This window comes from Bradyrhizobium sp. CER78, assembly GCF_029846235.1.
Classification (GTDB): domain Bacteria; phylum Pseudomonadota; class Alphaproteobacteria; order Rhizobiales; family Xanthobacteraceae; genus Bradyrhizobium.
In genome coordinates this window covers 1-22,952 of sequence record NZ_JARVWP010000022.1, presented here as the reverse complement: position 1 = coordinate 22,952, position 22,952 = coordinate 1, and the positions used below count along the sequence as shown (strand labels likewise).

Sequence of the window (22,952 nt, the reverse complement as noted above, 5' to 3'; positions counted from 1 at the left end):
TCCGTCAGTTCAGTGCGGCCGAGATCGCGGCATCGAGCGCCGCAAGCCCGGAGCTGAGATCGCCCTTGAGATGCACGCGCAACGCCCGCCGGCCGCGCTCGGTGAGCACGTCGAAATCGCCGCGCGCCTGCGCTGCCTTGATGACGCCGAAGCTCGCCTTCTGGCCGGGCACCGCCAAGTCCTGGGCATCGTCGGTCGTGACCTGCAGGAACACGCCGCTGTCGGGCCCGCCCTTGTAGGCCTGCCCGGTCGAATGCAGGAAGCGCGGGCCGAACTCGGCGCAGGTCGCGAGGTGTTTGGCGTCGCGCAGCTTCAGCCGCATCGCCTGCATGGCGTCGATGGTGTCGCCGTCGCGCTCGATATAGGCGAGCAGGGCGATATAGTCGCCGCGGCCGGAGCGCGAGAGGTGGGCCTTGATCCAGGAATTGAGGTCGCCATTGGCGCCGGCCCTGCGCAGCTCCTCGGCGTTCTGCGCATCGGTATAGAGATCGACCCCATCCGCCGACACCACCGGCTCTTCCGCCGGCAGCGACCCGGTCTTCTCGAACGCCGCCGTCAGCTCGCGGGTCTTGATCTTGGCGGCCTCGACGTCGGGCTGGTTGAACGGGTTGATGCCGAGGATCGAGCCGGCCACCGCGGTCGCGATCTCGAAGCGGAAGAACTCCTGGCCGATATGGTCGATCGACTTCATCACGATCCGGACCACGGGATGGCCGGCGGCCTCGAGCGCCGTGAGTTTCGCCTCATGCGCGGCATCGTGCTCGCCTTCGGTGCGCAGGTCGATGAAGAAGCGGTCGTTGCCGTAGACGGCGGCATCGCCGATCGTCTCGCCCTCGATCGGGATCAGGCCCTTGCCGTCCTTGCCGGTCGATTCCGCGATCAGCTGCTCGGCCCAGGCGCCGAAATCGGCGACCTCGGGCGAGGCGAAGATCGTCACCTTGTCGCGGCCTTCGAGCCCGGCGATGCCCATCGCAAGCCCGAGCTGGACGCCCGGGTTTTCCTGCGGCGGCACGTCGGCGCCGCAGGAGCGCACCATCGCGAGCGTATGGCCGAGCAGGCTGCGGACGTCGATGCCCGCGGCCGCTGCCGACACCAGGCCGAACGGCGACAGCACGGAATAGCGGCCGCCGATCGCCGGATCCCCGTAGAAGATCCGGGCAAAGCCCTGCTTGATCGCGACCTTCTGCAGCGAGGAGCCCGGATCGGTCACCGCGATGAAGCGGTGGCCCGCCTTGTCCTTGCCGATCGCCTTGGCCACCCGGTCGAAGAAGTAGTCCTTCATGACGTTCGGCTCGGTGGTGCCGCCGGATTTGGAGGAGACGATGAACAGCGTCTTGGCGATGTCGACATACTCCTCCATCGCGCGCACCTGCGCCGGATCGGTGGAGTCGAGCACGTGCAGCCGCGGGAAGCCGGATTTGTGCGGGAAGGTCTGCGCCAGCACCTCCGGGCCGAGGCTCGAGCCGCCCATGCCGAGCACGACGGCGTCGGTGAAGCTCTGTCCCTTCACGCGCTTGGCGAAATCCTCGTAGTCGGCGACATCGGCGGAGGCGGCGCTGGTCAGCCAGCCCAGCCATTTGTCCTCGTCATCGCCGGTCCAGACCGACTTGTCCTTGTGCCAGAGCCTGCGGATCTTGGCCGAGGCGCGCCATTCCTCGGTGCTCTTCTCGACCGCCTTCTCGATGGTGGCGCCGAGCGCCAGCTTCTGGTGGTCGATGCCGCCGCCGAGCGAGGTCGCGCGCTTGAAGGCGACCGCGCCATACAGCTTGTCGGCGGCGTCGGCGAACAGCTTGACGCCGTCCTTGACCAGCTCCTCGGTGATCGCATCGAGCGAGATTCCGGACTTCTCCAGCTCGTCCAGCACGCGGCGGGCGTCCTCGACATTCTCCTCGAGGCTGTCGCGGACCTTGCCGTGGTCGCGGAAGGCGTCGAGCGTCGCCGGCGGCACGGTGTTGACGGTGTCGGGGCCGATCAGCTCCTCGACATAGAGCACGTCGCTGTAGTCCTTGTTCTTGGTGCCGGTGGATGCCCACAGCAGCCGCTGCGGCTTGGCGCCCTTGGCGGCGAGCTTGTCCCAGCGTGCGCCCGAGAACAGGCGCTTGTAGTCTTGGTAGGCAAGTTTTGCATTCGCGATCGCGACCTTGCCCTTCAGCGCGGCAAGCCGCTCCTTCTCGGAGGGGTCGTTGGCGCGCGCGATCTTCTCGTCGAGCTGCTTGTCGACGGCGGTGTCGATGCGGCTGACGAAGAAGCTCGCGACACTCGCGATATGGGAGGGATCGCCGCCCTTGGCGACGTACTTCTCGAGGCCCTTGAGATAGGCCTCGGCGACCTGGCGGTAGACCTCCTGCGAGAACAGCAGCGTGATGTTGATGCTGATGCCTTCGCCGATCAGATGCTCGATCGCAGGCAACCCCTCCGGCGTTGCCGGCACCTTGACCATCAGGTTCTTGCGGTGGACGTCCTTCCAGAGCCGCTCGGCCTCCACGATCGTGCCCTTGGTGTCCATCGCGAGATAGGGCGACACTTCGAGGCTGACGAAGCCGTCACCGCCATGGCTCTGGTCGTAGACCGGGCGCAGCACGTCGGCGGCATGCTGGATGTCCTCGACGGCAAGATGCTCGAACAGGTCGGCGACCGAGCGGTCGCCCTTCTTGAGCGCCTGGCCGATCGCCCCGTCATACTCGTCCGAAGAGCCGATCGCCTTCTCGAAGATCGAGGGGTTGGAGGTGACGCCCTTGACCCCGTCGGTCTCGATCAGCCGCTTCAGGTCGCCCTTGGCGACGAAGCCGCGGGCAAGGAAGTCCAGCCAGACGGCCTGGCGGTGATTTTCGAGTGCTTTGACGGGGTTCATGGGTGCCTGTTCTCGTTCGATCGAGGGTCGATTTTTGGGTTCCCGGGCAGCTTTCGGGGGCGGAGGGGGATTGTCAACATGGCTGGGGGCCCGGGCGGAATATCAGCATTCCCAAGGGATAACGCCATTCACAACAGTTCGATCCCCTCGGACGCGGGTGCGAGCAGACCCCGAACTCAGCACATTTTTATGACGCGTTGCGGCGCACGCCGCACGTCAGGGTCGCAGGTAGAGGTAACCTTGGGACTGCAGCTCGGCGAGGCGCACCACGCCGCCGCGCTCGGCGGCGACGAAGCCGGGCAAGAGGTCCTCCAGGCCGATATTCTGCGATTTCATAGTGTTGCCGCAGGCGGCAAGCTCGATCCCGTCCCTGGCGAACTGCCCGACATGCTTCGACAGGTCGGGATTGGCCGCCGAGGCATGAAACCCCTTCAGCGCCTGGCCATGCACCACGAGTGCGATCGTGACATTGCCGGGGCCGCCGACGCCGTCGAGATGGTTCTGGATGTTGCCGATCACGAAACTGATCTTGTCGAGGTCGTCGAGGTGATAGACCACCTTCAGTTTCTGCGGCGGCGCTCCGGCGGCGGCGTTCGCTGGTGACGCCGCGAAGGCGGTGCCGATCGCCGAGAGGGTGCCCCAAAGAATGCTGCGTCGGTGCATGGCGTCCCTCGCGCAATTGTTGTTGATCCGACCGGGCCTATCACTTGTGGCGGAGCGCAGCGAGTTCCTTGCGGTCGGTCACAAGTTCGGCGCATTCGCCGGTGGCCGCGCGATCGACCCGAAAGATCTTGTCGTCGGCGCCGGCGAGCAGCTCTTCGCTCGCGTCGTCGTCGGGCTTGTTGCGATTCCACATCCTGATGCTGGCGAGGCGTGCGATCGCGGATTTATCGTCCTTCGACAACGCCACGCTGATACCGCCGCCCTCGCAATCGACGCCGCATTCGAAGCGGATTTCGCGTCCGGAGTCGGTCGCGACCGCGTGGTTGCAGAAGCCGCTGGAGTCGAAATTGCCGGAGCGGTGGCGGTAGGTGACGCCGAGACGGAATGAGTAGCTGGTGGTCTTGTCCTCCGGCGCGTCTTCGGCCGACACCAGAAGCTTCATCGCGCTGACCTTCTGCTTCGGATGCTGCGCCAGATGATTTGCATCGTATCGCCGTACGAAGCAGGCATAGGCTTTCGCCCCTAGCGGGCCCGCGAACATCCTGTTGTCGAAGGCGGCTGCGGTGGCCTTGTCGACCGCTTCCTGTGCCTGGACGGCTGACGGCGCGCCGGCGCAGGCTGCGGCGGCAAGTGCGACAACAAGGAGCGTCTGCTTCATGGCGGCCTCGGGAATAGCCTGCGCCTCCAAGGTGTCATCTTTACAGCGCGGCAAAGGTGCCGCGCGGAACTGCGCGGGCTCGTTGCCTTAGTCGCGGCGACAAGGAGGCACGTTCAACGGCAAATAAGCCTTTGTTTATGCGGCCCCGTGAAGTGCCCATCTTGACGCCAAGGCTGGACAATCACACCTTTTCAGGGAAGCCCAACGTTCATCTTCGGACGGGGAAGTTGCCCCGCTCGGATGTCCGCTTCGGAGGCGCTGTTGGAGGCTCGGGCCCCGGTAAACCACGGATGTGGCGGAGGGGCTACAACCGTCAAAAACAGGCCACCAACAGGGGATATTGATGAACCATTAAGCTTCCTGCCTGTTGATAAGGCAGAGGCTGCACGCGCCGTGCATTGCCGAAATGAGTCGGTCGAGTGTCCAATGGACCCAGCGTGCCGACGCTGATTCGATCCTAGGACGCTCTGGTTACGACTCGTGTCAGTCGTGCGGCGATACATATCGTGGAGATAGGGATCATGTACAACGATTCTTTGTTCAACGCCTTCGCAAGGTCGTTTGAAGCGCGAAGCCAGACCGACATGTCGATGGCCGAGTATCTGGAGTCGTGTCGAAGTGATCCGATGCGATACGCCAATGCGGCCGAGCGGTTATTAGCGGCAATCGGTGAGCCCCAGATGATCGACACGGCCAAGGACCCACGCCTTGGCCGTATCTTTTTGAACCGTACGATCCGGTCGTATCCGGCCTTCGCCGGCTTCTACGGCATGGAAGACACGATCGAGCGCCTCGTCGGCTTCTTCCGCCACGCCGCGCAGGGCCTCGAAGAGCGCAAGCAGATCCTCTATCTGCTCGGACCGGTCGGCGGCGGCAAGTCATCGCTCGCCGAGCGCATCAAGTCACTGATGGAAGTCCACCCCATCTACGTGCTGAAAGCCGGCGATGAGCTCTCGCCCGTGTTCGAGAGCCCGCTCGGCTTGTTCGATCCGGAAACGCTCGGGCCGATCATCGAGGAGAAGTACGGCATTCCGCGGCGGCGCTTGAGCGGGCTGATGTCTCCGTGGGCCTACAAGCGGCTCGAGGCCTTCGGCGGCGACATTTCGCAATTCCGCGTCGCGCGCATCCAGCCGTCGCGGCTGCGCCAGATCGCGGTCGCCAAGACCGAGCCCGGTGACGAGAACAACCAGGATATCTCCTCGCTGGTCGGCAAGGTCGATATCCGCAAGCTCGAGACCTACGCCCAGAACGATCCCGACGCCTACAGCTATTCCGGCGGCCTCAATCGCGCCAACCAGGGCGTGCTCGAGTTCGTCGAAATGTTCAAGGCGCCGATCAAGATGCTGCACCCGCTGCTGACCGCGACGCAGGAGGGCAACTACATCGGCACCGAGAACATCGGTGCGATCCCGTTCACCGGCATCATCCTCGCGCACTCCAACGAAGCCGAGTGGCAGAGCTTCAAGACCAACAAGAACAACGAGGCCTTCATCGACCGCATCTGCGTCATCAAGGTCCCCTACGTGCTGCGGGTGACCGAGGAACAGAAGATCTACGAGAAGCTGATCCAGGGTTCCGAGCTCGCCGCCGCGCCCTGCGCGCCGGCAACACTGGAAACGATGGCCCGCTTCTCGGTGATGTCGCGGCTGCGCAAGCACGAGAACTCGACGCTGTTCGGCAAGATGCGGGTCTATGACGGCGAGAGCCTGAAGGAATCCGATCCGAAGGCGCGCAGCGTGCAGGAATACAAGGACGCGGCCGGCGTCGACGAGGGCATGGACGGCGTCTCCACCCGATTTGCCTTCAAGGTGCTGGCCTCGACCTTCAACCACGACACGACCGAGGTCGGCGCCGACGCGGTGCACCTGATGTATGTGCTGGAGATGGCGATCCGCCGCGAGCAACTGCCTGACGAGACCGAGAAGCGCTATCTCGAATTCATCAAGGCCGACCTCGCGCCGCGCTATGCCGAGTTCATCGGCAACGAGATCCAGAAGGCCTATCTGGAATCCTACGCCGACTACGGCCAGAACCTGTTCGACCGCTATGTCGACTACGCCGATGCCTGGATCGAGGATCAGGACTTCAAGGATCCCGACACCGGCCAGCTGATGAACCGCGAGCTTTTGAACCAGGAGCTGACCAAGATCGAGAAGCCGGCGGGCATCGCCAACCCGAAGGACTTCCGCAACGAGGTCGTCAAGTTCTCGCTGCGTTCGCGGGCGCACAATGGCGGCAAGAACCCGAGCTGGACCTCCTACGAAAAGGTTCGCGACGTGATCGAGAAGCGGATATTCTCGCAGGTCGAGGATCTGCTTCCGGTCATCTCGTTCGGCTCCAAGAAGGACGGTGAGACCGAGAAGAAGCACGGCGAGTTCGTCGAGCGGATGGTGGAGCGCGGTTATACCGAGCGCCAGGTCCGCCGGCTCGTCGAGTGGTACATGCGGGTGAAGCAGGCCGGCTAGAGCATGATCCGGAAAGGTCATGCTCAGGCAAGAATCCAGTGCACGATCCGGAAAGCCGGCAGCGGCTTTCCGTCTCGTCCGGTTCCGTCCAATAAGAATGCGATGCGACTGTCATAATCGCATCCGGCGCGAGGCAGATGCAAAGTGGTCATGCACATCGTCGATCGGCGGTTGAATCCGGGTAGCAAGAGCCTGGAGAACCGCCAGCGTTTCCTGCGGCGCGCCAAGGCGCTGGTGCAGGGAGCCGTCAAGAAGTCATCGCAGAACCGGGACATCAAGGATGTCCTGGAGGGCGGCGAGGTAACCATCCCGCTGGACGGCATGGACGAGCCGCGCTTCCGGCGCGAGGGCGGCACGCGTGACATGGTGCTGCCCGGCAATAAGAAGTTCGTCGAGGGCGACTGGCTGCAGCGGCCGAACCAGAGCGGCGGCAAGGGCTCCGGTGCGGGTGAGGGCGACAGCGAGGACGCCTTCCGCTTCGTGCTCAGCCGCGAGGAGTTCGTCGATCTGTTCCTCGACGATCTCGAACTGCCTGATCTCGCCAAGCGCAAGCTCGCGGAAACCGAGAGCGAGGGCCTCCAGCGCGCCGGTTATGCGACCTCGGGCTCGCCGGCCAACATCTCGATCAGCCGCACGGTGAGCCGGGCGCTGGCGCGACGTGTTGCGCTGCGCCGGCCGCGCAAGGACGACATCGAAGCGCTCGAGGCGGAGCTTGCGGAATGCGACGACGATACGCGCCGCCGCGAGCTGCTCGCGCTGCTTGAAGCGCTGAAGGCCAAGGCCAAGCGGATCCCGTTCATCGATCCGATCGACATCCGCTACCGCCGCTTCGAGACGGTGCCGAAGCCGGTGGCGCAGGCCGTGATGTTCTGCCTGATGGACGTCTCGGGCTCGATGTCCGAGCACATGAAGGACCTCGCCAAGCGGTTCTACATGCTGCTCTACGTCTTCCTGAAGCGGCGCTACAAGCATGTCGAGATCGTATTCATCCGGCACACCGACCGCGCCGAGGAGGTAGACGAGGATACGTTCTTCCATGGGCCGGCTTCCGGCGGCACGCTGGTGTCGAGCGCGCTGGTTGCGATGAACGACATCGTCCGCACCCGCTTCCGCCCCGCCGACTGGAACATCTACGCCGCACAGGCTTCGGACGGCGACAACATGACGTCCGACAGCGGGCTGACCGGGCTTCTGCTGACCGACAAGATCCTGCCGGTCTGCCAGTTCTTCGCCTATCTCGAGGTCGGCGAGGCCGCCAACTACACCTTCGACATGCCGGACTCCTCGCTCTGGACGCTCTATGAGCGTCTGCGCAACGACGGCGCGCCGTTGTCGATGCGCAAGGTGAGCGAGCGCGGCGAGATCTTCCCGGTGTTCCAGGACCTGTTCAAGCGCCGCACCACCAGTCAGGAAAGGGTATAGTTTGATGGGATCTTCCGGGGGACGGCTGTTCGAGGGCGCCGACTGGGATTTCCAGACGCTGCAGCGAGTTCACGACGCCTGCGAGAAGATCGCGCGCACGGAGCTCGGGCTCGACGTCTATCCCAACCAGATCGAGGTGATCACCGCCGAGCAGATGCTTGACGCCTATTCCTCGGTCGGCATGCCGCTGTTCTACAAGCACTGGTCGTTCGGCAAGCAGTTCGCCTTCCAGGAGGCGTCGTACCGCAAGGGCCTGATGGGCCTCGCCTATGAGATCGTGATCAACTCCTCGCCGTGCATTTCATATCTGATGGAGGAGAACACGGCGACGATGCAGACGCTGGTGATCGCGCACGCGGCGTTCGGGCACAATCACTTCTTCAAGAACAACTATCTGTTCAAGCAGTGGACCGATGCCGACGGCATCCTCGACTATCTCGAATTCGCCAAGGGCTACATCTCGGCCTGCGAGGACCGCCACGGCCGCGAGACCGTGGAGCGGACCATCGACGCCGCGCACGCCCTGATGTCGCATGGCGTCGACCGCTATCCCGGCAAGAAGACCCTCGACCTGCGTGCCGAGGAGAAGCGTGCCGGCGAGCGCCGGCAGCACGAGGAAAGCGTGTTCAACGATTTGTGGCGGACGGTGCCCAACACCAAGCACAAGAGCAAGGCTGCGCTCACCGTCGAGCGCCGCCGCGCGCTGCTCGGCCTGCCGCAGGAGAACATCCTCTACTTCCTCGAGAAGACCGCGCCGCGCCTTGCGCCCTGGCAGCGCGAGCTCATTCGCATCGTTCGCCACATCGCGCAGTATTTCTATCCGCAAGGCCAGACGAAGGTGATGAACGAGGGCACCGCGACCTATGTCCATTACCGCATCATGAGCCGGCTGCATCAGCAGGGCCGCATCACCGACGGCAATTTCCTTGAATTCCTGCAATCGCACACCAACGTGGTGTTCCAGCCCGAGTTCGACGATCGCCGCTATTCTGGCTTCAACCCTTATGCGCTCGGCTTTGCCATGATGCAGGACATCGAGCGCATCGTGAAGAACCCCGAGGACGAGGACCGCGACTGGTTCCCCGATATCGCCGGAAAGGGCGACGTCGAGGGCGTGCTGCGCGAGATCTGGAGCAACTACCGCGACGAGAGCTTCATCAACCAGTTCCTCAGCCCGGCGCTGATCCGGCGTTTCCGCATGTTCCATCTGCACGACGATCCGGCTGAAAGCCAGGGGATCAAGGTCGATGCGATCCATGACGAGCGCGGCTATCGCCGGGTGCGGCGCGAGCTGGCGCGGCAGTACGACGTCGGCTTCGTCGACGCCAATATCGAGGTCATGGATGTCGATCTCGACGGCGATCGCCGCCTGATGCTGCGTCACACCACCGTGAAGGGCGCGCAGCTCAACGAGACCGACGCGCGGCGCGTGCTGCAGCATCTCGCCGATCTGTGGTCCTACGATGTCGCGCTGACCGAAGTCGACGGCACCGACAAGGTGCTGAAGGAATATGTGGTCAGCCCGCGCGCCGCTGCGGTCGCCGCTTGAGCATCACATAATCGAGAACAGCAACGCGCGGTGACTGCCGCGCGGAATGCGTGTCTTGCCTGGTGAACCTTCATTTCCATCGAAGGCTCACATCATGAACATCGCGGCAACATTCGAGCCTCTCGAAGCGCATCATGTTCCGCGCGAACGTGATTGCCGGCATGCGGAAATTTCGCCGAGTCTTCTTGGTGATTGCCTGCGCGGACGCGATTGATAAGGTGCGCCGCGTCAAGAAAACCAAGAAAAGGATATGCTCTTGTCAACTCGCTCTTGCCTGGCGGGCCTTCTCGCCGTCACCGCGCTCACAGCCTCGTCGATCTCGCCATCCGTTGCTGCCGATTCCGCGATCAGAATAGGAAACACCGCGCCCTATAGCGGCCCGGCGTCGGCCTACGGCACGATCGCGCGCGCCGAAGCTGCCTACTTCCAGATGCTCAACGATCAGGGCGGCATCAACGGCCGCAAGATCGAGTTCGAGAGTCTCGACGATGCCTATTCGCCGTCGAAGACCGTCGAGCAGACCCGCAAGCTGGTCGAGCAGGACGAGGTGCTCGCGATCTTCAGCGCGGTCGGCACCGCGCCCAACATCTCGGTGCAGAAGTATCTCAACATCAAGAAGGTGCCTCAGCTGTTCGTGTCGTCAGGCGCGACGCGCTGGAACGATCCGAAGCAGTTCCCGTGGACGGTCGGCTTCAATCCGACCTACGAGCTCGAAGGCCGGCTCTATGCAAAGTACATCCTGAAGACCAAGCCGGACGCGAAGATCGCAGTCATCACGCCGAACGAAGACGCCGGCAAGGACTATCTCAAGGGATTCAAGGACGGACTTGGCGAGCATGTCGGCCAGATCGTCGCCGAGACCACCTACCTCACGACCGACCCGACCATCGATTCCCAGATGGTGACGATGCGCGAGTCCGGCGCGGACGTATTCTTCGCCGAGGCCACGCCGAAATTCGCCGCGCAAGCGCTGCGCAAGGCGGCGAGCATGGGCTGGAAGCCGCTCACCATCCTGCCGACCGTCTCCAACTCCGTGTCTGCGGTACTTGAACCTGCGGGGCTCGAGAACGTCATCGGTGTCGTGACCGGTCTCTACCTGAAGGACCCGACCGATCCGCGCTGGGCCGACGATCCCGCACAGCAGGAGTTTGCGGCCTGGATGAAGAAGTACCAGCCGAATGCGAGCCCGGGCGATCTGTTCAACGTGCAGGGCTACACGGTCGCGCAGGTCATGACGGCGGTGCTGAAGAACTGCAACGGCGACTACAGCCGCGCCAACATCATCAAGCAGGCGACCAATCTGAAGGCGCTGGAATTGCCGATGCTGCTGCCGGGCATCAAGGTGCAGACCGAGCCCGACAATGTGACGCCGATCCGCCAGATCCAGATGGCGCGGTTCGACGGCAAGTCCTGGGCATTGTTCGGCGACGTCTTGAGCGACAAGTAGCTCCAAACGAAAATCGGGCCTCCCGACAGCGCCGGAAGGCCCGATTCGAAACCAGGTCGAGTGTCAGCGCAAGCTGGCGTTGATCTTGTCCAGCACGGCTGAGCCGGGGCACAGCGCCCGTTCGTCCATCGTGTTGAGCGGCGTCTCGACGGTGTCGAGATGGGTGTGCAGATCCTCGGCGTCCGGATCGACATAGAGCAGTCCGGTGACGATCTGGCCCTTGGCCGCGTGCTTCTGCAGGAAGGTCATCGCGCCCAGCCGATCATGCGGATCGTAGTCGGCATCGAGCTTGCGCAGCGCGAGCCTGGAACCGTCATGCTGCTCGACCACCTGCACGGTGCCCGGCGCATAGTCGACGCTGATCGGCTCGCGGCCGACCAACACGTCGAGCCGGTTCACCGCGTCATTGTGTTCGCGGACATAGTCGAAACTCTTGGTCGAGCCGGCGTGGTTGTTGAAGGCGATGCAGGGGCTGATCACGTCGATGAACGACGCGCCCTTGTGCCGGATCGCAGCCGCGATCAGCGGTACCAATTGCGTCTTGTCGCCGGAGAAGGAGCGCGCCACGAAGGTGGCGCCAAGCTGCAAGGCGATCGCGACCAGGTCGATCGCATTGTCGGTGTTGGTAACGCCCTTCTTGGACTTCGAGCCGCGGTCGGCGGTCGCCGAGAACTGGCCCTTGGTCAGGCCGTACACGCCGTTGTTCTCGACGATGTAGGTCATGTTGACGGCGCGCCGGATCGAATGCGCGAACTGGCCGAAGCCGATCGAGGCGGAATCGCCGTCGCCGGAGACGCCGAGATAGATCAGGTCGCGGTTGGCGAGGTTGGCGCCGGTCAGGACCGACGGCATGCGGCCATGCACCGAGTTGAAGCCGTGCGAATTGCCGAGGAAATAGTCCGGGGTCTTCGACGAGCAGCCGATGCCGGAAATCTTCGCCACCCGGTGCGGCTCGATCGAGAGCTCGTAGCAGGCCTCGATGATCGAGGCGGTGATCGAATCGTGGCCGCAGCCGGCGCACAGCGTCGAGATCTTGCCCTCGTAGTCGCGATGGGTATAGCCCAGCTCGTTCTTCTTCAGGCCGGGATGATGAAACTTCGGCTTTGCAATGTAGGTCATGTTACGGCCTTGCGGAGAGGGGTCACCTTGAGATGATCCTGGTGGTCGCCGATCGCGTTGGCGATGAAGCGCGCGGTGATCGGCGTGCCGTCATAGTGCAGGATCGGCACCAGCCTGACTGGGTCGATGCCGTTCTCGTTGACGATCAGCTGACGCAGCTGCGCGTCGCGGTTCTGCTCGACCACGTAGACGAAGTCGTGGTCGGCGATGAAGCTTGCGACACTGGAGTGGAACGGGAAGGCGCGGATGCGCATGCGGTCGAGCTGATGGCCGCGCGCCTCCAAAATCCCGATCGCCTCGTCCATCGCGGGCGAGGTCGAGCCGAAATACAGCACGCCGTATTTGGTCGGCTTCGCTGCGTTGGCTTGCAGCGGCCGCGGCACCATGTCCTGCGCGGTCTCGAACTTGCGCACCAGGCGCTGCATATTGTCGGCGTAGACGGCGCCTTCCTCGGAATAGCGCGCATAGCGGTCGCGCGAGGTGCCGCGGGTGAAGTAGGAGCCCTTGGTCGGATGCGTGCCGGGATAGGTGCGGTAGGGGATGCCGTCGCCATCGACGTCGAGATAGCGGCCGAAGTCGCGGCCTTCCTCGAGCATCTCCGCCGTCATCACCTTGCCGCGGTCGTATTGCTTGGCGTCGTCCCACTTCAGCGGGCGGCACAGCCGGTGGTTCATGCCGATGTCGAGATCGAGCATCAGGAAGATCGTGGTCTGCAGCCGCTCGGCGAGATCGAACGCGGCGGCGGCGAATTCGAACGCCTCCGCCGGATCTTCCGGGAACAGCAGCACGTGCTTGGTATCGCCGTGCGAAGCATAGGCGCAGGCGATCACGTCGCATTGCTGGGTGCGGGTCGGCATGCCCGTGGAGGGGCCGGCGCGCTGGATATTCATGATCACGGCCGGGATCTCGGCGAAATAGGACAGGCCGATGAACTCGGTCATCAGCGAGATGCCGGGGCCTGAGGTCGCCGTGAAAGCCCGCGCGCCGTTCCAGGAGGCGCCGATCACGATGCCGATCGAGGCAAGCTCGTCCTCGCCCTGCACAATGGCGTATTTCGCCTTGCCGGTCTCGGGATCGTGACGATACTTCTTGCAATGGCTGGTGAAGGCTTCCGCCACCGACGATGACGGCGTGATCGGATACCAGGCGCAGACGGTGGCGCCGCCATAGACGGCGCCGAGCGCGGCCGCGCTGTTGCCTTCCATGAAGATGCGGTCGCCGACCTTGTCGGACTTCTTCACCCGCAGCCCGAGCGGGCATTTCAGGTTCTGCAGCGCCCAGTCGCGGCCGAGATGCAGCGCATGGACGTTGGAGGACAGCAGCTTCTCCTTGCCCTTGTACTGTTCGCCGATCAGCTGCTCGACCACCTTGGGATCGAGGTCGAGCAGGGCGCAGAGCGCGCCGAGATAGATGATGTTCTTGAACAGCTGGCGCTGCCTGGGATCGGTGTAGGTCGAGTTGGTGATCGCGGTCAGCGGCACGCCGATGACGGTGATGTCCTCGCGGAATTTCGACGACGGCATCGGCTTGGTCGAATCGTAGAACAGATAGCCGCCGGGCTCGATCGAGGCGACGTCCTTGTCCCAGGTCTGCGGGTTCATCGCCACCATCATGTCGACGCCGCCGCGAGCGCCGAGATGGCCGTCCTCGGTGACGCGCACCTCGTACCAGGTCGGCAGGCCCTGGATGTTGGAGGGGAAGATGTTGCGTGGCGAGACCGGCACGCCGTGACGCAGGATCGAACGCGCGAACAGTTCGTTCGCGGAAGCCGAGCCCGAACCGTTGACGTTGGCGAAGCGGACGACGAAGTCGTTTACGCTGCTGATCGGGCTTTGGACTGACATGTTGATCCCGCTTGAACCATATCGATGAGGTACTTCTGCATGTCCCAGGCGCCGGTCGGGCAGCGCTCGGCACACAGTCCGCAATGCAGGCAGACGTCTTCGTCTTTCACCATGACGCGGCCGGTCTTCAGGTCGCCGGAGACGTAGAGCGCCTGGTCGTGATGCGGCGAGGGGGCCTTCAGCCGCTGCCGCAAATCGTCCTCCTCACCGTTCTCGGTGAAGCTGATGCAGTCCATCGGACAGATGTCGACGCAGGCGTCGCATTCGATGCACAGCGGCGCGGAAAACACCGTCTGCACGTCGCAGTTCAGGCAGCGCTGCGCCTCGCCGAGCGCGAGCTTGAGGTCGTAACCGAGCTCGACCTCGGCGCGGATGTCCTTCAGCGCGACCACCTTGTCGCGATGCGGCACCTTGAAGCGCTTGTCGGCGGAGATGTCGTTGTCGTAGCTCCACTCGTGGATGCCCATCTTCTGCGAGGAGACGTGCACCTCGGGCAGCGGGCGCTCGTTGATGTCCTCGCCGGACAGCATCTTGTGAATGGAGAGCGCGGCGTCATGGCCGTGCGCCACCGCCCAGATGATGTTCTTCGGCCCGAACGCCGCGTCGCCGCCGAAGAACACCTTCGGATTGGTCGAGACGAACGTCTTGGGGTCGACCTTCGGCATGTGCCACTTGTCGAATTCGATGCCGCAATCGGCTTCGATCCAGGGGAACGCATTCTCCTGGCCGACCGCAACGAGCACATCGTCGCAGGGGATGGTCTCGTCCGGCTCGCCCGAGGGCACCAGATTGCGCCGGCCCTTGTCATCGTATTCGGCCCGCACCTTCTGGAAGGTGACGCCGATCAGCTTGCCGGCGACATGCTTGAACGCCACCGGCACCATGTAGTTGAGGATCGGGATGTCCTCGTGGATGGCGTCTTCCTTCTCCCACGGCGAGGCCTTCATTTCCTCGAAGCCGGAGCGGACGACCACCTTGACGCTCTCGCCGCCGAGGCGGCGTGCGGTGCGGCAGCAATCCATCGCGGTGTTGCCGCCGCCGAGCACGATGACGCGGCGGCCGATCTTGTCGACATGGCCGAACGAGACGTTGGCGAGCCACTCGATGCCGATATGGATGTTGGCGCCGGCTTCCTTGCGGCCGGGAATGTCGAGCTCGCGGCCGCGCGGCGCGCCGCTTCCGACGAAGATCGCGTCATAATTCTCGGAGAGCAACTGCTTCAGGCTGTCGACGCGCTGGCCGCCCTTGAACTCGACGCCGAGGCCGAGGATGTAGTCGGTCTCCTCGTCGATCACGCTGTCGGGCAGGCGGAATTTCGGAATCTGGCTGCGCATCATGCCGCCGGCCTTGGGATCGCCGTCGAACACGGTGCAGTGATAGCCGAGCGGCGCGAGATCGCGCGCCACCGCCAGCGAGGCGGGGCCGCCACCGACCAGCGCGATGCGCTTGCCGTTCTTCGGCCCCGGCTTCGGCAGCCGATGCTTGATGTCGTCCTTGAAGTCGGCGGCGACGCGCTTCAGGCGGCAGATCGCGACCGGATTGTCCTCGACTCGGCCGCGGCGGCAGGCTGGCTCGCATGGACGGTCACAGGTGCGCCCGAGAATGCCGGGGAACACGTTGGACTGCCAATTGATCATGTAGGCGTCGCTGTAACGCCCCTCAGCAATCAACCGGATGTACTCGGGAACAGGGGTGTGTGCGGGGCAGGCCCATTGGCAATCGACTACTTTATGAAAGTAATCAGGCGCCGAGATATCAGTCGGTTTCATTCCTACCTTTGACCCGCGCGAAAATGCCTACCCGCGCGGCCTTATCGTTGACGACGAACGCTCACGTGGCGTTGTTCTGGTTTTTGAATTGGATCATAGGCTTATCTTATTAGAGCCGTTCCAGAGAAGGCAAAGGCTAAATTGTCCGATCATCAGCTTTCGCGCGGCTGATACGCGTGTAGCGTTAATCTCGATTGCGTTATGTGGCGGTGCAACATGCGCGCACCGCCACATCGTGTTTGTTTGAGTGTGAATCTCGACACAAGCGCTGCGCGTTTGCTTCAGCCGCGCGGCAGATCGCTCTTCGCGATGTCCCACAACAGCCTGTAGACGCCGCTGGTGACCACCAGCGGTTTCAAGGCAGCATTGCCGGTGATGGCAGCCGCGGCCGCAGGGACTGCGCTGACATCGGTGGCGTCGATCAGCACGAACCAGTCGCCAGCGCCGGGATCGGCCTTCTCGGCATCCGGCGTGAGCGGCTTCGACAGCACGGGATCGTTCTCCAAGAGATGCATCGAGATGATGCCGTCGCGCGCCGACGGATCGAGTTGCTCCCGCAATGCAGCGCGGAGCTTGTCCGCCCCATCGGCCGGCGGACGGAGGCGGATGATGCCGAGCGCGGCGCCTCGGCCGACGCCGCGGCTGATCGTGATGCGCGCCACCCCGCGGATCATGTTCTGGAAGCGCGCGATGTTGGCCTTCGACCAGTCGGTCTGGTTGGCGAGCGCCGTGCGGTAGGCCGGGCTCTCGAGCACGTCGAAGGTCGTGGTGGAGTAGAGGCTGAGATATTTCGGCCTGCCGTCTTGGGCGACGTAGCGGCGGGCCTCCTCGAATCCATCGATGGCGACACGCTCTTCGAGATGCTCGCGGTCATACCAGCGGTTGAATTCAGCTTCGTGTAAGCTGTCGATATCCATCGAGGTCAGCAGCATGCCTTGTCCGGCGATTGGCATCGGGGGCTCCTTCTTTGCCTTGTTTTATCTGTACAATATCGCCGACCGGTGCGGGCCGGGGAAGCCGGTTCCGAGGTGCCCGAGACCGCGCAGACCAAGGATTGCCACAATTGCCGCAATCCTGTTCAGCGCGCATTCACGGAAGTAGCATTTCCATCCATTACGCCAACTCTTGAGAAGAAAAGGGACGACCACTATGACGCGCATTCTGTGGGCATTGATCGTGGGTCTGGTGTCGTTCGCCGCGCTTCCCGTCCATGCGGAGGACCAGGAGAAGCGTCTCGCGCTCGTGGTCGGCAACGGCGCCTATCAGGCCAGCGCGCTGCAGACCGCCGCAAACGATGCCGGATTGGTGGCGCAGACCTTGCAGGCTGCCGGCTTCGATGTGATCGGGGCGCGCGATCTCGACGCCGAGACGCTGCGCAAGTCGTTCCGCGATTTCATCCAGAAGGTGCAGGACGCAGGGCCCAATGCGGTGGCCTTCGTCTACCTCGCCGGTTATGGCGTGCAGCTCACCGGCGAGAACTACTTCGTGCCGGTCGACGCCAAGATCGCCCGCGACACCGACGTGCCGGTCGAGGCGATTCGCATCTCCGACTACAGCCATCAACTCTCGGCGCTGCCGATCAAGGCCGGCGTGATCGTGCTCGACGCGGCGCGCAGCAATCCCTTCGCCAAGGACGGCCAGCCGCTGGCCGGCGGCCTTGCGCTGGTCGACCCGGAGCCGAAGATGCTGATCGCCTTCAACTCGGCGCCCGGCACCGTCGCCCCCGACGGCGCGCCGCCTTACGGGCCCTATGCGCAGGCGCTGGCGGAAATGATCCGCGCCGGCGGCCTGACCTTGCCCGAAGTGTTCGACCGGGTTCGCCTGCGCGTCAATGAGATGACCAAGGGCGCCGAGATCCCGTGGAATGCGCAGAAGGTCGATGCGCCCTTCATGTTCTTCGAGCGCAAGCCGGATGCGCCGCCGCAGCAGGTCGACGCCGGATTGCGCACCAAGCCGATCCGCGATTTCCCGGCCCAGGATGCCTACGCGGCGGCGCTGGAGCGCGACACGCTGCAAGGCTACGAGGACTACCTGCAGGCCTATCCGAACGATCCGCAGGCCAAGCGGGTGCGCGCGATCGTGGCGGCGCGGCGCGAGGCCATCACCTGGCGGCGCACCTACAACGCCGACTCGACCGATGCGTATTGGTCGTATCTGCGGCGTTATCCGCACGGGCCGCATGCTTACGACGCAAGGCGCCGGCTCGCTTATCTGTCGGCCGCGCTGGAGCCGCCGCCGCAGTTCACCGTGCTCGACTATGACGTGCCGCCGCCGCCGCCCGACGAGATCGTCTATGTCGACCGCCCGGTGCTCTATTACAGCGATCCGGTGTTCGACTTCGCGCCGCCTCCGCCGCCGCCGGTGTTCTTCCTGCCGCCGCCGCCGCCGGACTTTGTCGTGCTGCCGCCGCCGCCGCCGCCGATCGGCCTGTTCGTGCTGCCGACGCCGTTCTTCGTGGCGATGCCGGCCTATGTCGCCGCACCGGCCTATGTGGTGCCGCCACAGAACAACATCGTGTTCAACAACATCCACAACACGACGGTCATCAACACGGTCATCAACAACCCCAACCCGACGCCGGCGCAGCTCCATGCCGCCGGGGTGACCGCAGCGATGGGTGGCGCGCCGGTCACGGCGGCACCGCAACTGCCGGCCGCGGCGATGCAGCGCGCCAATCTGGCGCAGCCGGGTGGTCCGCAGGGCGTGACGCCGGCGCAAGGCGCGGCGATGGGAGCGCCCGGCGCTGCGCCGAACGCTGCCGCCGCGCCGAACGCGATGGGCGCGCCGGGTGCGCACACCCTTCCGGGAGCGAAGAATGGACCGCCGCTGCCGCAGTCGGCGACTGCGCCGCCCAGTGCCGCGCAACAGCACGGCGCCGTGCAGCCGGGCGCCACGCAACCCGGAGCAGCGCAGCCTGGTGCAGCTCAGCCTGGAGCCAAGCCGAATGTAGTCGCTCCCGGCAAGCCGGCGACAGCCATGGCGCCTGCCAACGCGCAACCTGCGCCTCCGGCCAAGCCTGGTGCGGCTACCCCGACGACAAATGCGCCGGCTTCGTCCGCGACCGCCGGCAAGCCGGGGCGGCAGCAACCGCTCTCGCATGCCGCGACCGCGCCGACTGCAAATGTGAAGCCGGCAACGGCGCCGTCGTCGCCGGCGAGCCGCGCACCGTCGGGCCGTTCGGCGCCGGCAGCGCGTTCGGCACCCGCGCATGCCGCGGTGTCGCCGCCGCCGGTCTCTCACGCTGCGCCAGTGCGGGCTGCACCTCCGCCACGGGCCGCACCTCCGCCGCCCCGTGCCGCAGCCGTTGCGCCGCGCCCGGCGCCCGCACCGGCTCCACGCGCCGCGCCGCCGCCGCCGCCACCACGGCCGGCGATGCAGGCGCAGCGCGCAGCACCGCCGCCGCGGATGGCAGCGCCGCCGCCAAGGCCTGCGGCACCAGCCCGAGCCGCCCCGCCGGCATGCCCTCCCGGCAAATGCAAACATTGAGGGCATGACACCATGAGCCGAGCAGGTCAGCCTTCATGAGCATCACGGCCACACTCGGATTGCGGACAGTCGCGAAACTGATGATCGGCACGATCGCCGCGCTGGTGGCGTTACACCAGCCGGTGCGGGCGGCCGAGCTCGCAGCGCAGGACATCGCGCTGCTCGATCGCCTGACCTGGGGCGTCAATGCGTCGAGCGCAGCGCATCTGCGCGAGGTCGGCGTCGAACGCTGGCTGCAGGAGCAGCTGCATCCGGCTGGCAGCGCATTACCGGCTGCCGTCCAGAAGCAGATCGAGGCGATGCCGGACGTGCATCGCTTCCCGTTCGACATTGCGGCCTCGTTCGACCAGCAGGGGAAATCCGCCAACCAGGTCGCCGATCCCGAGCAGAAAAAGGCCGCGCAACAGGTCTATCAGCAGGCCATGAACGACCGCGCCAGGCAGGCCGCGGCCCGAACCATCCTGCACGCGCTCTATGCGCCGGATCAATTGCGCGAACGCCTGACCTGGTTCTGGTTCAACCACTTCAATGTCCACCAGTACAAGGCCAACATCCGCGTGCTGGTCGGTGACTACGAGGACCGCGCGATCCGCGCCAACGCGCTCGGCAAGTTCCGCAACCTGCTGTCGGCGACGCTGCATCATCCGGTGATGCTGCGCTATCTCGACAACGCCGACAACGCGGCCGGTCACCTCAACGAGAACTACGCCCGCGAGATCATGGAGCTGCACACCATGGGCGTCGGCTCCGGCTACACCCAGGCCGATGTCGAGGCATTGGCGCGGATCCTCACCGGCGTCGGCATCGACTTCAAGTCGGAGGATCCGAAGCTGAAGCCCGAGCAGCAATCCCAGCTGGTCCGCGAGGGCGCGTTCGAATTCAATCCGGCGCGGCACGATTTCGGCGACAAGGCTTTCTTGGGCCATCAGATCAAGGGCCGCGGTCTCGCCGAGGTCGATGAGGCCCTTGACATCCTGTGCCGTCATCCCGCGACCGCCACGCATATCGCAAAGCAGCTCGCGACCTATTTCGTCTCGGACAATCCGCCGCCGGCGCTGGTGCAGCAGATGGCGCAGACCTTCCAGAAGACCGACGGCGATATCGCGGCCGTGATGTCGACGCTGGTTCATGCGCCGGAGTTCACCGCGAGCCTGAAGGGCGGCGCCAAGTTCAAGGACCCGATGCTTTATGTGATGTCGTCGGTGCGGCTCGCCTACGACAACAAGGTGATCCTCAACACGCTGCCGATCCAGGGCTGGCTCAATCGCCTGTCCGAGGGCCTTTTCAACCACGAGACGCCGGACGGCTATTCGATGCTGTCGGCGGCCTGGAACGGTCCCGGGCAGATGATGCTGCGCTTCGAGATCGCGCGCGCGATCGGTTCGGGATCGGCCGGGCTGTTCAAGCCGAACGAGCCCAACGCCGTCGACCAACCGGCGTTTCCGCTTGTCATGAACGGGCTCTACTTCAGCAACATCAGGCAGACGCTGAGCCCGACCACGCTCGCCGCGCTCGACCAGGCCGTCTCGCCGCAGGACTGGAACACGCTGTTTCTGTCGTCACCGGAGTTCATGCACTGAAAGGGAGGTTCGCCGATGAACCGCCGCGAACTGATCAAGGCCTTCGCCGCTTCCACCTCGCTCACCCTTGCCGGCCGGGTCTGGGCGGCGCCTGCGACCGACGCGCGCCTGCTGGTGGTGTTCCTGCGCGGCGCCTATGACGCTGCCAATGTGGTGGTGCCGGTCGGCAGCGAGTTCTACTACGCCTCGCGTCCGACGCTTGCGGTGGCGCGGCCCGATACCGGCAATCCGAATGCGGCGCTGGCGCTCGACGCCGGCTGGGGGCTGCATCCGGCGCTGCGCGAGTCGATCTATCCGCTCTGGGCCAAGCGCGAGATTGCTTTCGTTCCGTTTGCCGGCACCAGCGACGACCTCTCGCGCAGCCATTTCGAGACCCAGGACACGATCGAACTCGGGCAGGCGGTCGGTGGCAGCCGCGACTACCGGTCCGGCTTCATGAGCCGGCTGGCGACCGAGCTGACGCGGGTGAAGCCGATCTCCTTCACCGATCAATTACCGCTGATCTTCCGCGGCCAGAACCAGATCCCGAACATCGGCATCGCCAGCGTCAGCAAGCCGGGTGTCGACGACCGGCAGGCGCGGTTGATCAGGGAGATGTACGCGAAGGGCGATCTCGCCAATTCGGTGTCGGAAGGCTTTCGCGTCCGCGACGATGTCTACAAATCGGTCTCCGAAGAGATGATGGCGGCCAACCGCGGCGCGGTGTCGCCGCGCGGCTTCGAGCTGTCGGCGCGGCGGATCGGCCGCCTGATGCGCGAGCAATTCAACCTCGGCTTCGTCGACGTCGGCGGTTGGGACACCCATGTCAACCAGGGCGCGGCGACCGGCTATCTCGCCGACCGTCTCGGCGAACTGGGCAGGGGCCTCGCCGGCTTCTCCGAAGAGATCGGCCCCGCGATGTGGCGCGATACCGTTGTGGTCGTGATTTCCGAGTTCGGCCGCACCTTCCGCGAGAACGGCGACCGCGGCACCGATCATGGTCATGGCAGCGTCTATTGGGTGATGGGCGGCGGCATCAACGGCGGACGGATGGCCGGCGAGCAGGTGCAGGTCGCTCAGGCGACGCTGTTCCAGAACCGCGACTATCCCGTGCTGACCGACTACAAGGCGTTCTTCGCCGGCCTGATCCAGCACGTCTACGGCCTGCAGCAGGCGAGCCTCGAACGCATCTTCACCGGCATCAAGCCGAAGGACCTGAACCTGGTTTGAATGGGCACTGCCAAAATATCGAAAACAAAGTAGCCGTCGGTCGCAGGTGTTGTTCCATTTCGGTTATGCTTGGGATCCAGCTAACCGGGAGGCAAGAAAGCCATGATGGGACGGTTTTTCTCGCGACGGGCCGCCGTCGCAGCGGTGGTCGAGTGTTCGTTCCTGTTAGCTCTGGGAGCGGCAGCACCCGCCGCGCATGCCGCCGACGTCAAGGTCATCAGCACGGTCGCGCTCACCCCTACACTCGGCGAACTGATCCCGAAGTTCGAGAGCAGCAGCGGCAACAAGCTAATTGTCGTCTACAGCACGATCGCCGATCTGAAGAAGCGGATCGAGGCGGGCGAAACCGCAGATGTGATGATCCTGTCGCGCACTGCCCTCGACGGTCTAATGACCCAGGGCAAGGTTGCCCAGGGCAGCATCGTCAACGTGGGGAGCTCTTATGTCGCCGTCGGGGTACGTACCGGTGCGCCCAAGCCCGACATCAGCACGGTGGAGAAACTGAAGACTGCGCTTCTCGCCGCCAAATCGATCTCCTACGCCGATCCAGCGAAGGGCGGCGCCAGTGGCGTCTATTTCGCCAAGGTCATTGATCGTCTCGGCATCGCCGACCAGATGAAATCCAAGACCGTCCTGGTGCCGGGCGCCGAAGCAGGCGAACTCGTCACCAAGGGCGAAGTCGAAATGGGCGTCGCACAGGCCTCGGAAATTGCCGCGGTTCCGGGGACTCAGGTGGTCGGCCCTCTGCCCGGTGATTTGAACAGCGCGATCGTCTTCGCGGTCGGCATCGGATCCACGTGCAAGGATCCGGCAGCGGCCAGATCGCTGATCGAACTCCTCACCGGTCCGACCGGTTCCGCCGTGCTCAAGTCCAAGGGAATGGATCCGGC

15 protein-coding genes are annotated in these 22,952 nt (G+C 64.5%); 8 read left to right on the top strand and 7 right to left on the bottom strand.

Going from position 1 to position 22,952, the window contains the following annotated elements:
* Positions 1-4: 4 nt before the first annotated feature.
* The 3 genes from QDT69_RS32555 to QDT69_RS32545 all read right to left on the bottom strand — a co-directional run bounded on the left by QDT69_RS32555 (position 5) and on the right by QDT69_RS32545 (position 4,172).
* Positions 5-2,851 carry a bifunctional transaldolase/phosoglucose isomerase gene (locus QDT69_RS32555; protein ID WP_279710559.1) on the bottom strand — a complete coding sequence of 949 codons (2,847 nt, stop codon included), beginning with the start codon at positions 2,849-2,851 and terminating at the stop codon, positions 5-7.
* A gap of 216 nt (positions 2,852-3,067) precedes the next feature.
* A complete protein-coding gene (locus QDT69_RS32550; RefSeq protein WP_279710558.1) occupies positions 3,068-3,514 on the bottom strand; it encodes a DsrE family protein in 447 nt (148 codons plus the stop codon).
* Between the two features lie 40 nt (positions 3,515-3,554).
* On the bottom strand, positions 3,555-4,172 hold the full coding sequence (locus tag QDT69_RS32545; protein WP_279710557.1) for a hypothetical protein: 618 nt from the start codon (positions 4,170-4,172) through the stop codon (positions 3,555-3,557).
* A gap of 521 nt (positions 4,173-4,693) precedes the next feature.
* Here QDT69_RS32545 and QDT69_RS32540 point away from each other — a divergent pair.
* The 4 genes from QDT69_RS32540 (at position 4,694) to QDT69_RS32525 (ending at position 11,055) form a co-directional block, all read left to right on the top strand.
* The gene (locus QDT69_RS32540; protein ID WP_146991787.1) at positions 4,694-6,637 is read left to right on the top strand and encodes a PrkA family serine protein kinase; all 1,944 of its coding nucleotides are present in this window, start codon (positions 4,694-4,696) and stop codon (positions 6,635-6,637) included.
* 150 nt (positions 6,638-6,787) lie between these two features.
* A complete protein-coding gene (locus QDT69_RS32535) occupies positions 6,788-8,059 on the top strand; it encodes a YeaH/YhbH family protein (protein ID WP_279710556.1) in 1,272 nt (423 codons plus the stop codon).
* A gap of 4 nt (positions 8,060-8,063) precedes the next feature.
* Complete coding sequence (locus tag QDT69_RS32530) at positions 8,064-9,608, top strand: SpoVR family protein (protein ID WP_279710555.1); 1,545 nt, start codon at positions 8,064-8,066, stop codon at positions 9,606-9,608.
* A 250-nt stretch (positions 9,609-9,858) separates the two neighbouring features.
* Positions 9,859-11,055 carry an ABC transporter substrate-binding protein gene (locus QDT69_RS32525; RefSeq protein WP_279710554.1) on the top strand — a complete coding sequence of 399 codons (1,197 nt, stop codon included), beginning with the start codon at positions 9,859-9,861 and terminating at the stop codon, positions 11,053-11,055.
* A 63-nt stretch (positions 11,056-11,118) separates the two neighbouring features.
* Here the strand turns inward: QDT69_RS32525 and QDT69_RS32520 are convergent, their stop codons facing one another.
* From QDT69_RS32520 to QDT69_RS32505, 4 genes are all read right to left on the bottom strand, one after another.
* Positions 11,119-12,174: a 2-oxoacid:ferredoxin oxidoreductase subunit beta gene (locus QDT69_RS32520; RefSeq protein WP_279710553.1), complete on the bottom strand. Its 1,056-nt coding sequence runs from the start codon at positions 12,172-12,174 to the stop codon at positions 11,119-11,121.
* Positions 12,171-14,018: a 2-oxoacid:acceptor oxidoreductase subunit alpha gene (locus tag QDT69_RS32515; RefSeq protein WP_279710552.1), complete on the bottom strand. Its 1,848-nt coding sequence runs from the start codon at positions 14,016-14,018 to the stop codon at positions 12,171-12,173. Before QDT69_RS32515 ends, QDT69_RS32520 begins: the two co-directional genes overlap by 4 nt.
* Positions 13,988-15,787, bottom strand: coding sequence for an FAD-dependent oxidoreductase (locus QDT69_RS32510; RefSeq protein ID WP_279710551.1), 1,800 nt, complete (start codon positions 15,785-15,787; stop codon positions 13,988-13,990). The genes QDT69_RS32515 and QDT69_RS32510 overlap by 31 nt, the downstream gene beginning before the upstream one ends.
* A gap of 281 nt (positions 15,788-16,068) precedes the next feature.
* Positions 16,069-16,740, bottom strand: coding sequence for a DUF4286 family protein (locus tag QDT69_RS32505; RefSeq protein WP_279710550.1), 672 nt, complete (start codon positions 16,738-16,740; stop codon positions 16,069-16,071).
* Positions 16,741-16,936: 196 nt separating this feature from the next.
* Between QDT69_RS32505 and QDT69_RS32500 the strand changes: the two genes are divergently transcribed.
* The 4 genes from QDT69_RS32500 to QDT69_RS32485 all read left to right on the top strand — a co-directional run.
* Entirely contained in the window at positions 16,937-19,273 is a 2,337-nt protein-coding gene (locus tag QDT69_RS32500) for a caspase family protein (RefSeq protein WP_279710549.1), read from the top strand.
* A gap of 80 nt (positions 19,274-19,353) precedes the next feature.
* A complete protein-coding gene (locus QDT69_RS32495; protein ID WP_279710642.1) occupies positions 19,354-20,853 on the top strand; it encodes a DUF1800 domain-containing protein in 1,500 nt (499 codons plus the stop codon).
* A 15-nt stretch (positions 20,854-20,868) separates the two neighbouring features.
* Complete coding sequence (locus QDT69_RS32490; RefSeq protein WP_279710548.1) at positions 20,869-22,062, top strand: DUF1501 domain-containing protein; 1,194 nt, start codon at positions 20,869-20,871, stop codon at positions 22,060-22,062.
* A 102-nt stretch (positions 22,063-22,164) separates the two neighbouring features.
* Positions 22,165-22,952 (top strand): substrate-binding domain-containing protein (locus QDT69_RS32485; RefSeq protein WP_279710547.1); only part of this gene is annotated, 788 nt, incomplete at its 3' end.

Bases quoted from the DNA above. Each gene is read 5' to 3' on its own strand.
- QDT69_RS32555 (WP_279710559.1), bottom strand. From the start codon at position 2,851: ATGAACCCCGTCAAAGCACTCGAAAATCACCGCCAGGCCGTCTGGCTG.
- QDT69_RS32550 (WP_279710558.1), bottom strand. From the start codon at position 3,514: ATGCACCGACGCAGCATTCTTTGGGGCACCCTCTCGGCGATCGGCACC.
- QDT69_RS32545 (WP_279710557.1), bottom strand. From the start codon at position 4,172: ATGAAGCAGACGCTCCTTGTTGTCGCACTTGCCGCCGCAGCCTGCGCC.
- QDT69_RS32540 (WP_146991787.1), top strand. From the start codon at position 4,694: ATGTACAACGATTCTTTGTTCAACGCCTTCGCAAGGTCGTTTGAAGCG.
- QDT69_RS32535 (WP_279710556.1), top strand. From the start codon at position 6,788: ATGCACATCGTCGATCGGCGGTTGAATCCGGGTAGCAAGAGCCTGGAG.
- QDT69_RS32530 (WP_279710555.1), top strand. From the start codon at position 8,064: ATGGGATCTTCCGGGGGACGGCTGTTCGAGGGCGCCGACTGGGATTTC.
- QDT69_RS32525 (WP_279710554.1), top strand. From the start codon at position 9,859: ATGCTCTTGTCAACTCGCTCTTGCCTGGCGGGCCTTCTCGCCGTCACC.
- QDT69_RS32520 (WP_279710553.1), bottom strand. From the start codon at position 12,174: ATGACCTACATTGCAAAGCCGAAGTTTCATCATCCCGGCCTGAAGAAG.
- QDT69_RS32515 (WP_279710552.1), bottom strand. From the start codon at position 14,018: ATGTCAGTCCAAAGCCCGATCAGCAGCGTAAACGACTTCGTCGTCCGC.
- QDT69_RS32510 (WP_279710551.1), bottom strand. From the start codon at position 15,787: ATGAAACCGACTGATATCTCGGCGCCTGATTACTTTCATAAAGTAGTC.
- QDT69_RS32505 (WP_279710550.1), bottom strand. From the start codon at position 16,740: ATGCCAATCGCCGGACAAGGCATGCTGCTGACCTCGATGGATATCGAC.
- QDT69_RS32500 (WP_279710549.1), top strand. From the start codon at position 16,937: ATGACGCGCATTCTGTGGGCATTGATCGTGGGTCTGGTGTCGTTCGCC.
- QDT69_RS32495 (WP_279710642.1), top strand. From the start codon at position 19,354: ATGATCGGCACGATCGCCGCGCTGGTGGCGTTACACCAGCCGGTGCGG.
- QDT69_RS32490 (WP_279710548.1), top strand. From the start codon at position 20,869: ATGAACCGCCGCGAACTGATCAAGGCCTTCGCCGCTTCCACCTCGCTC.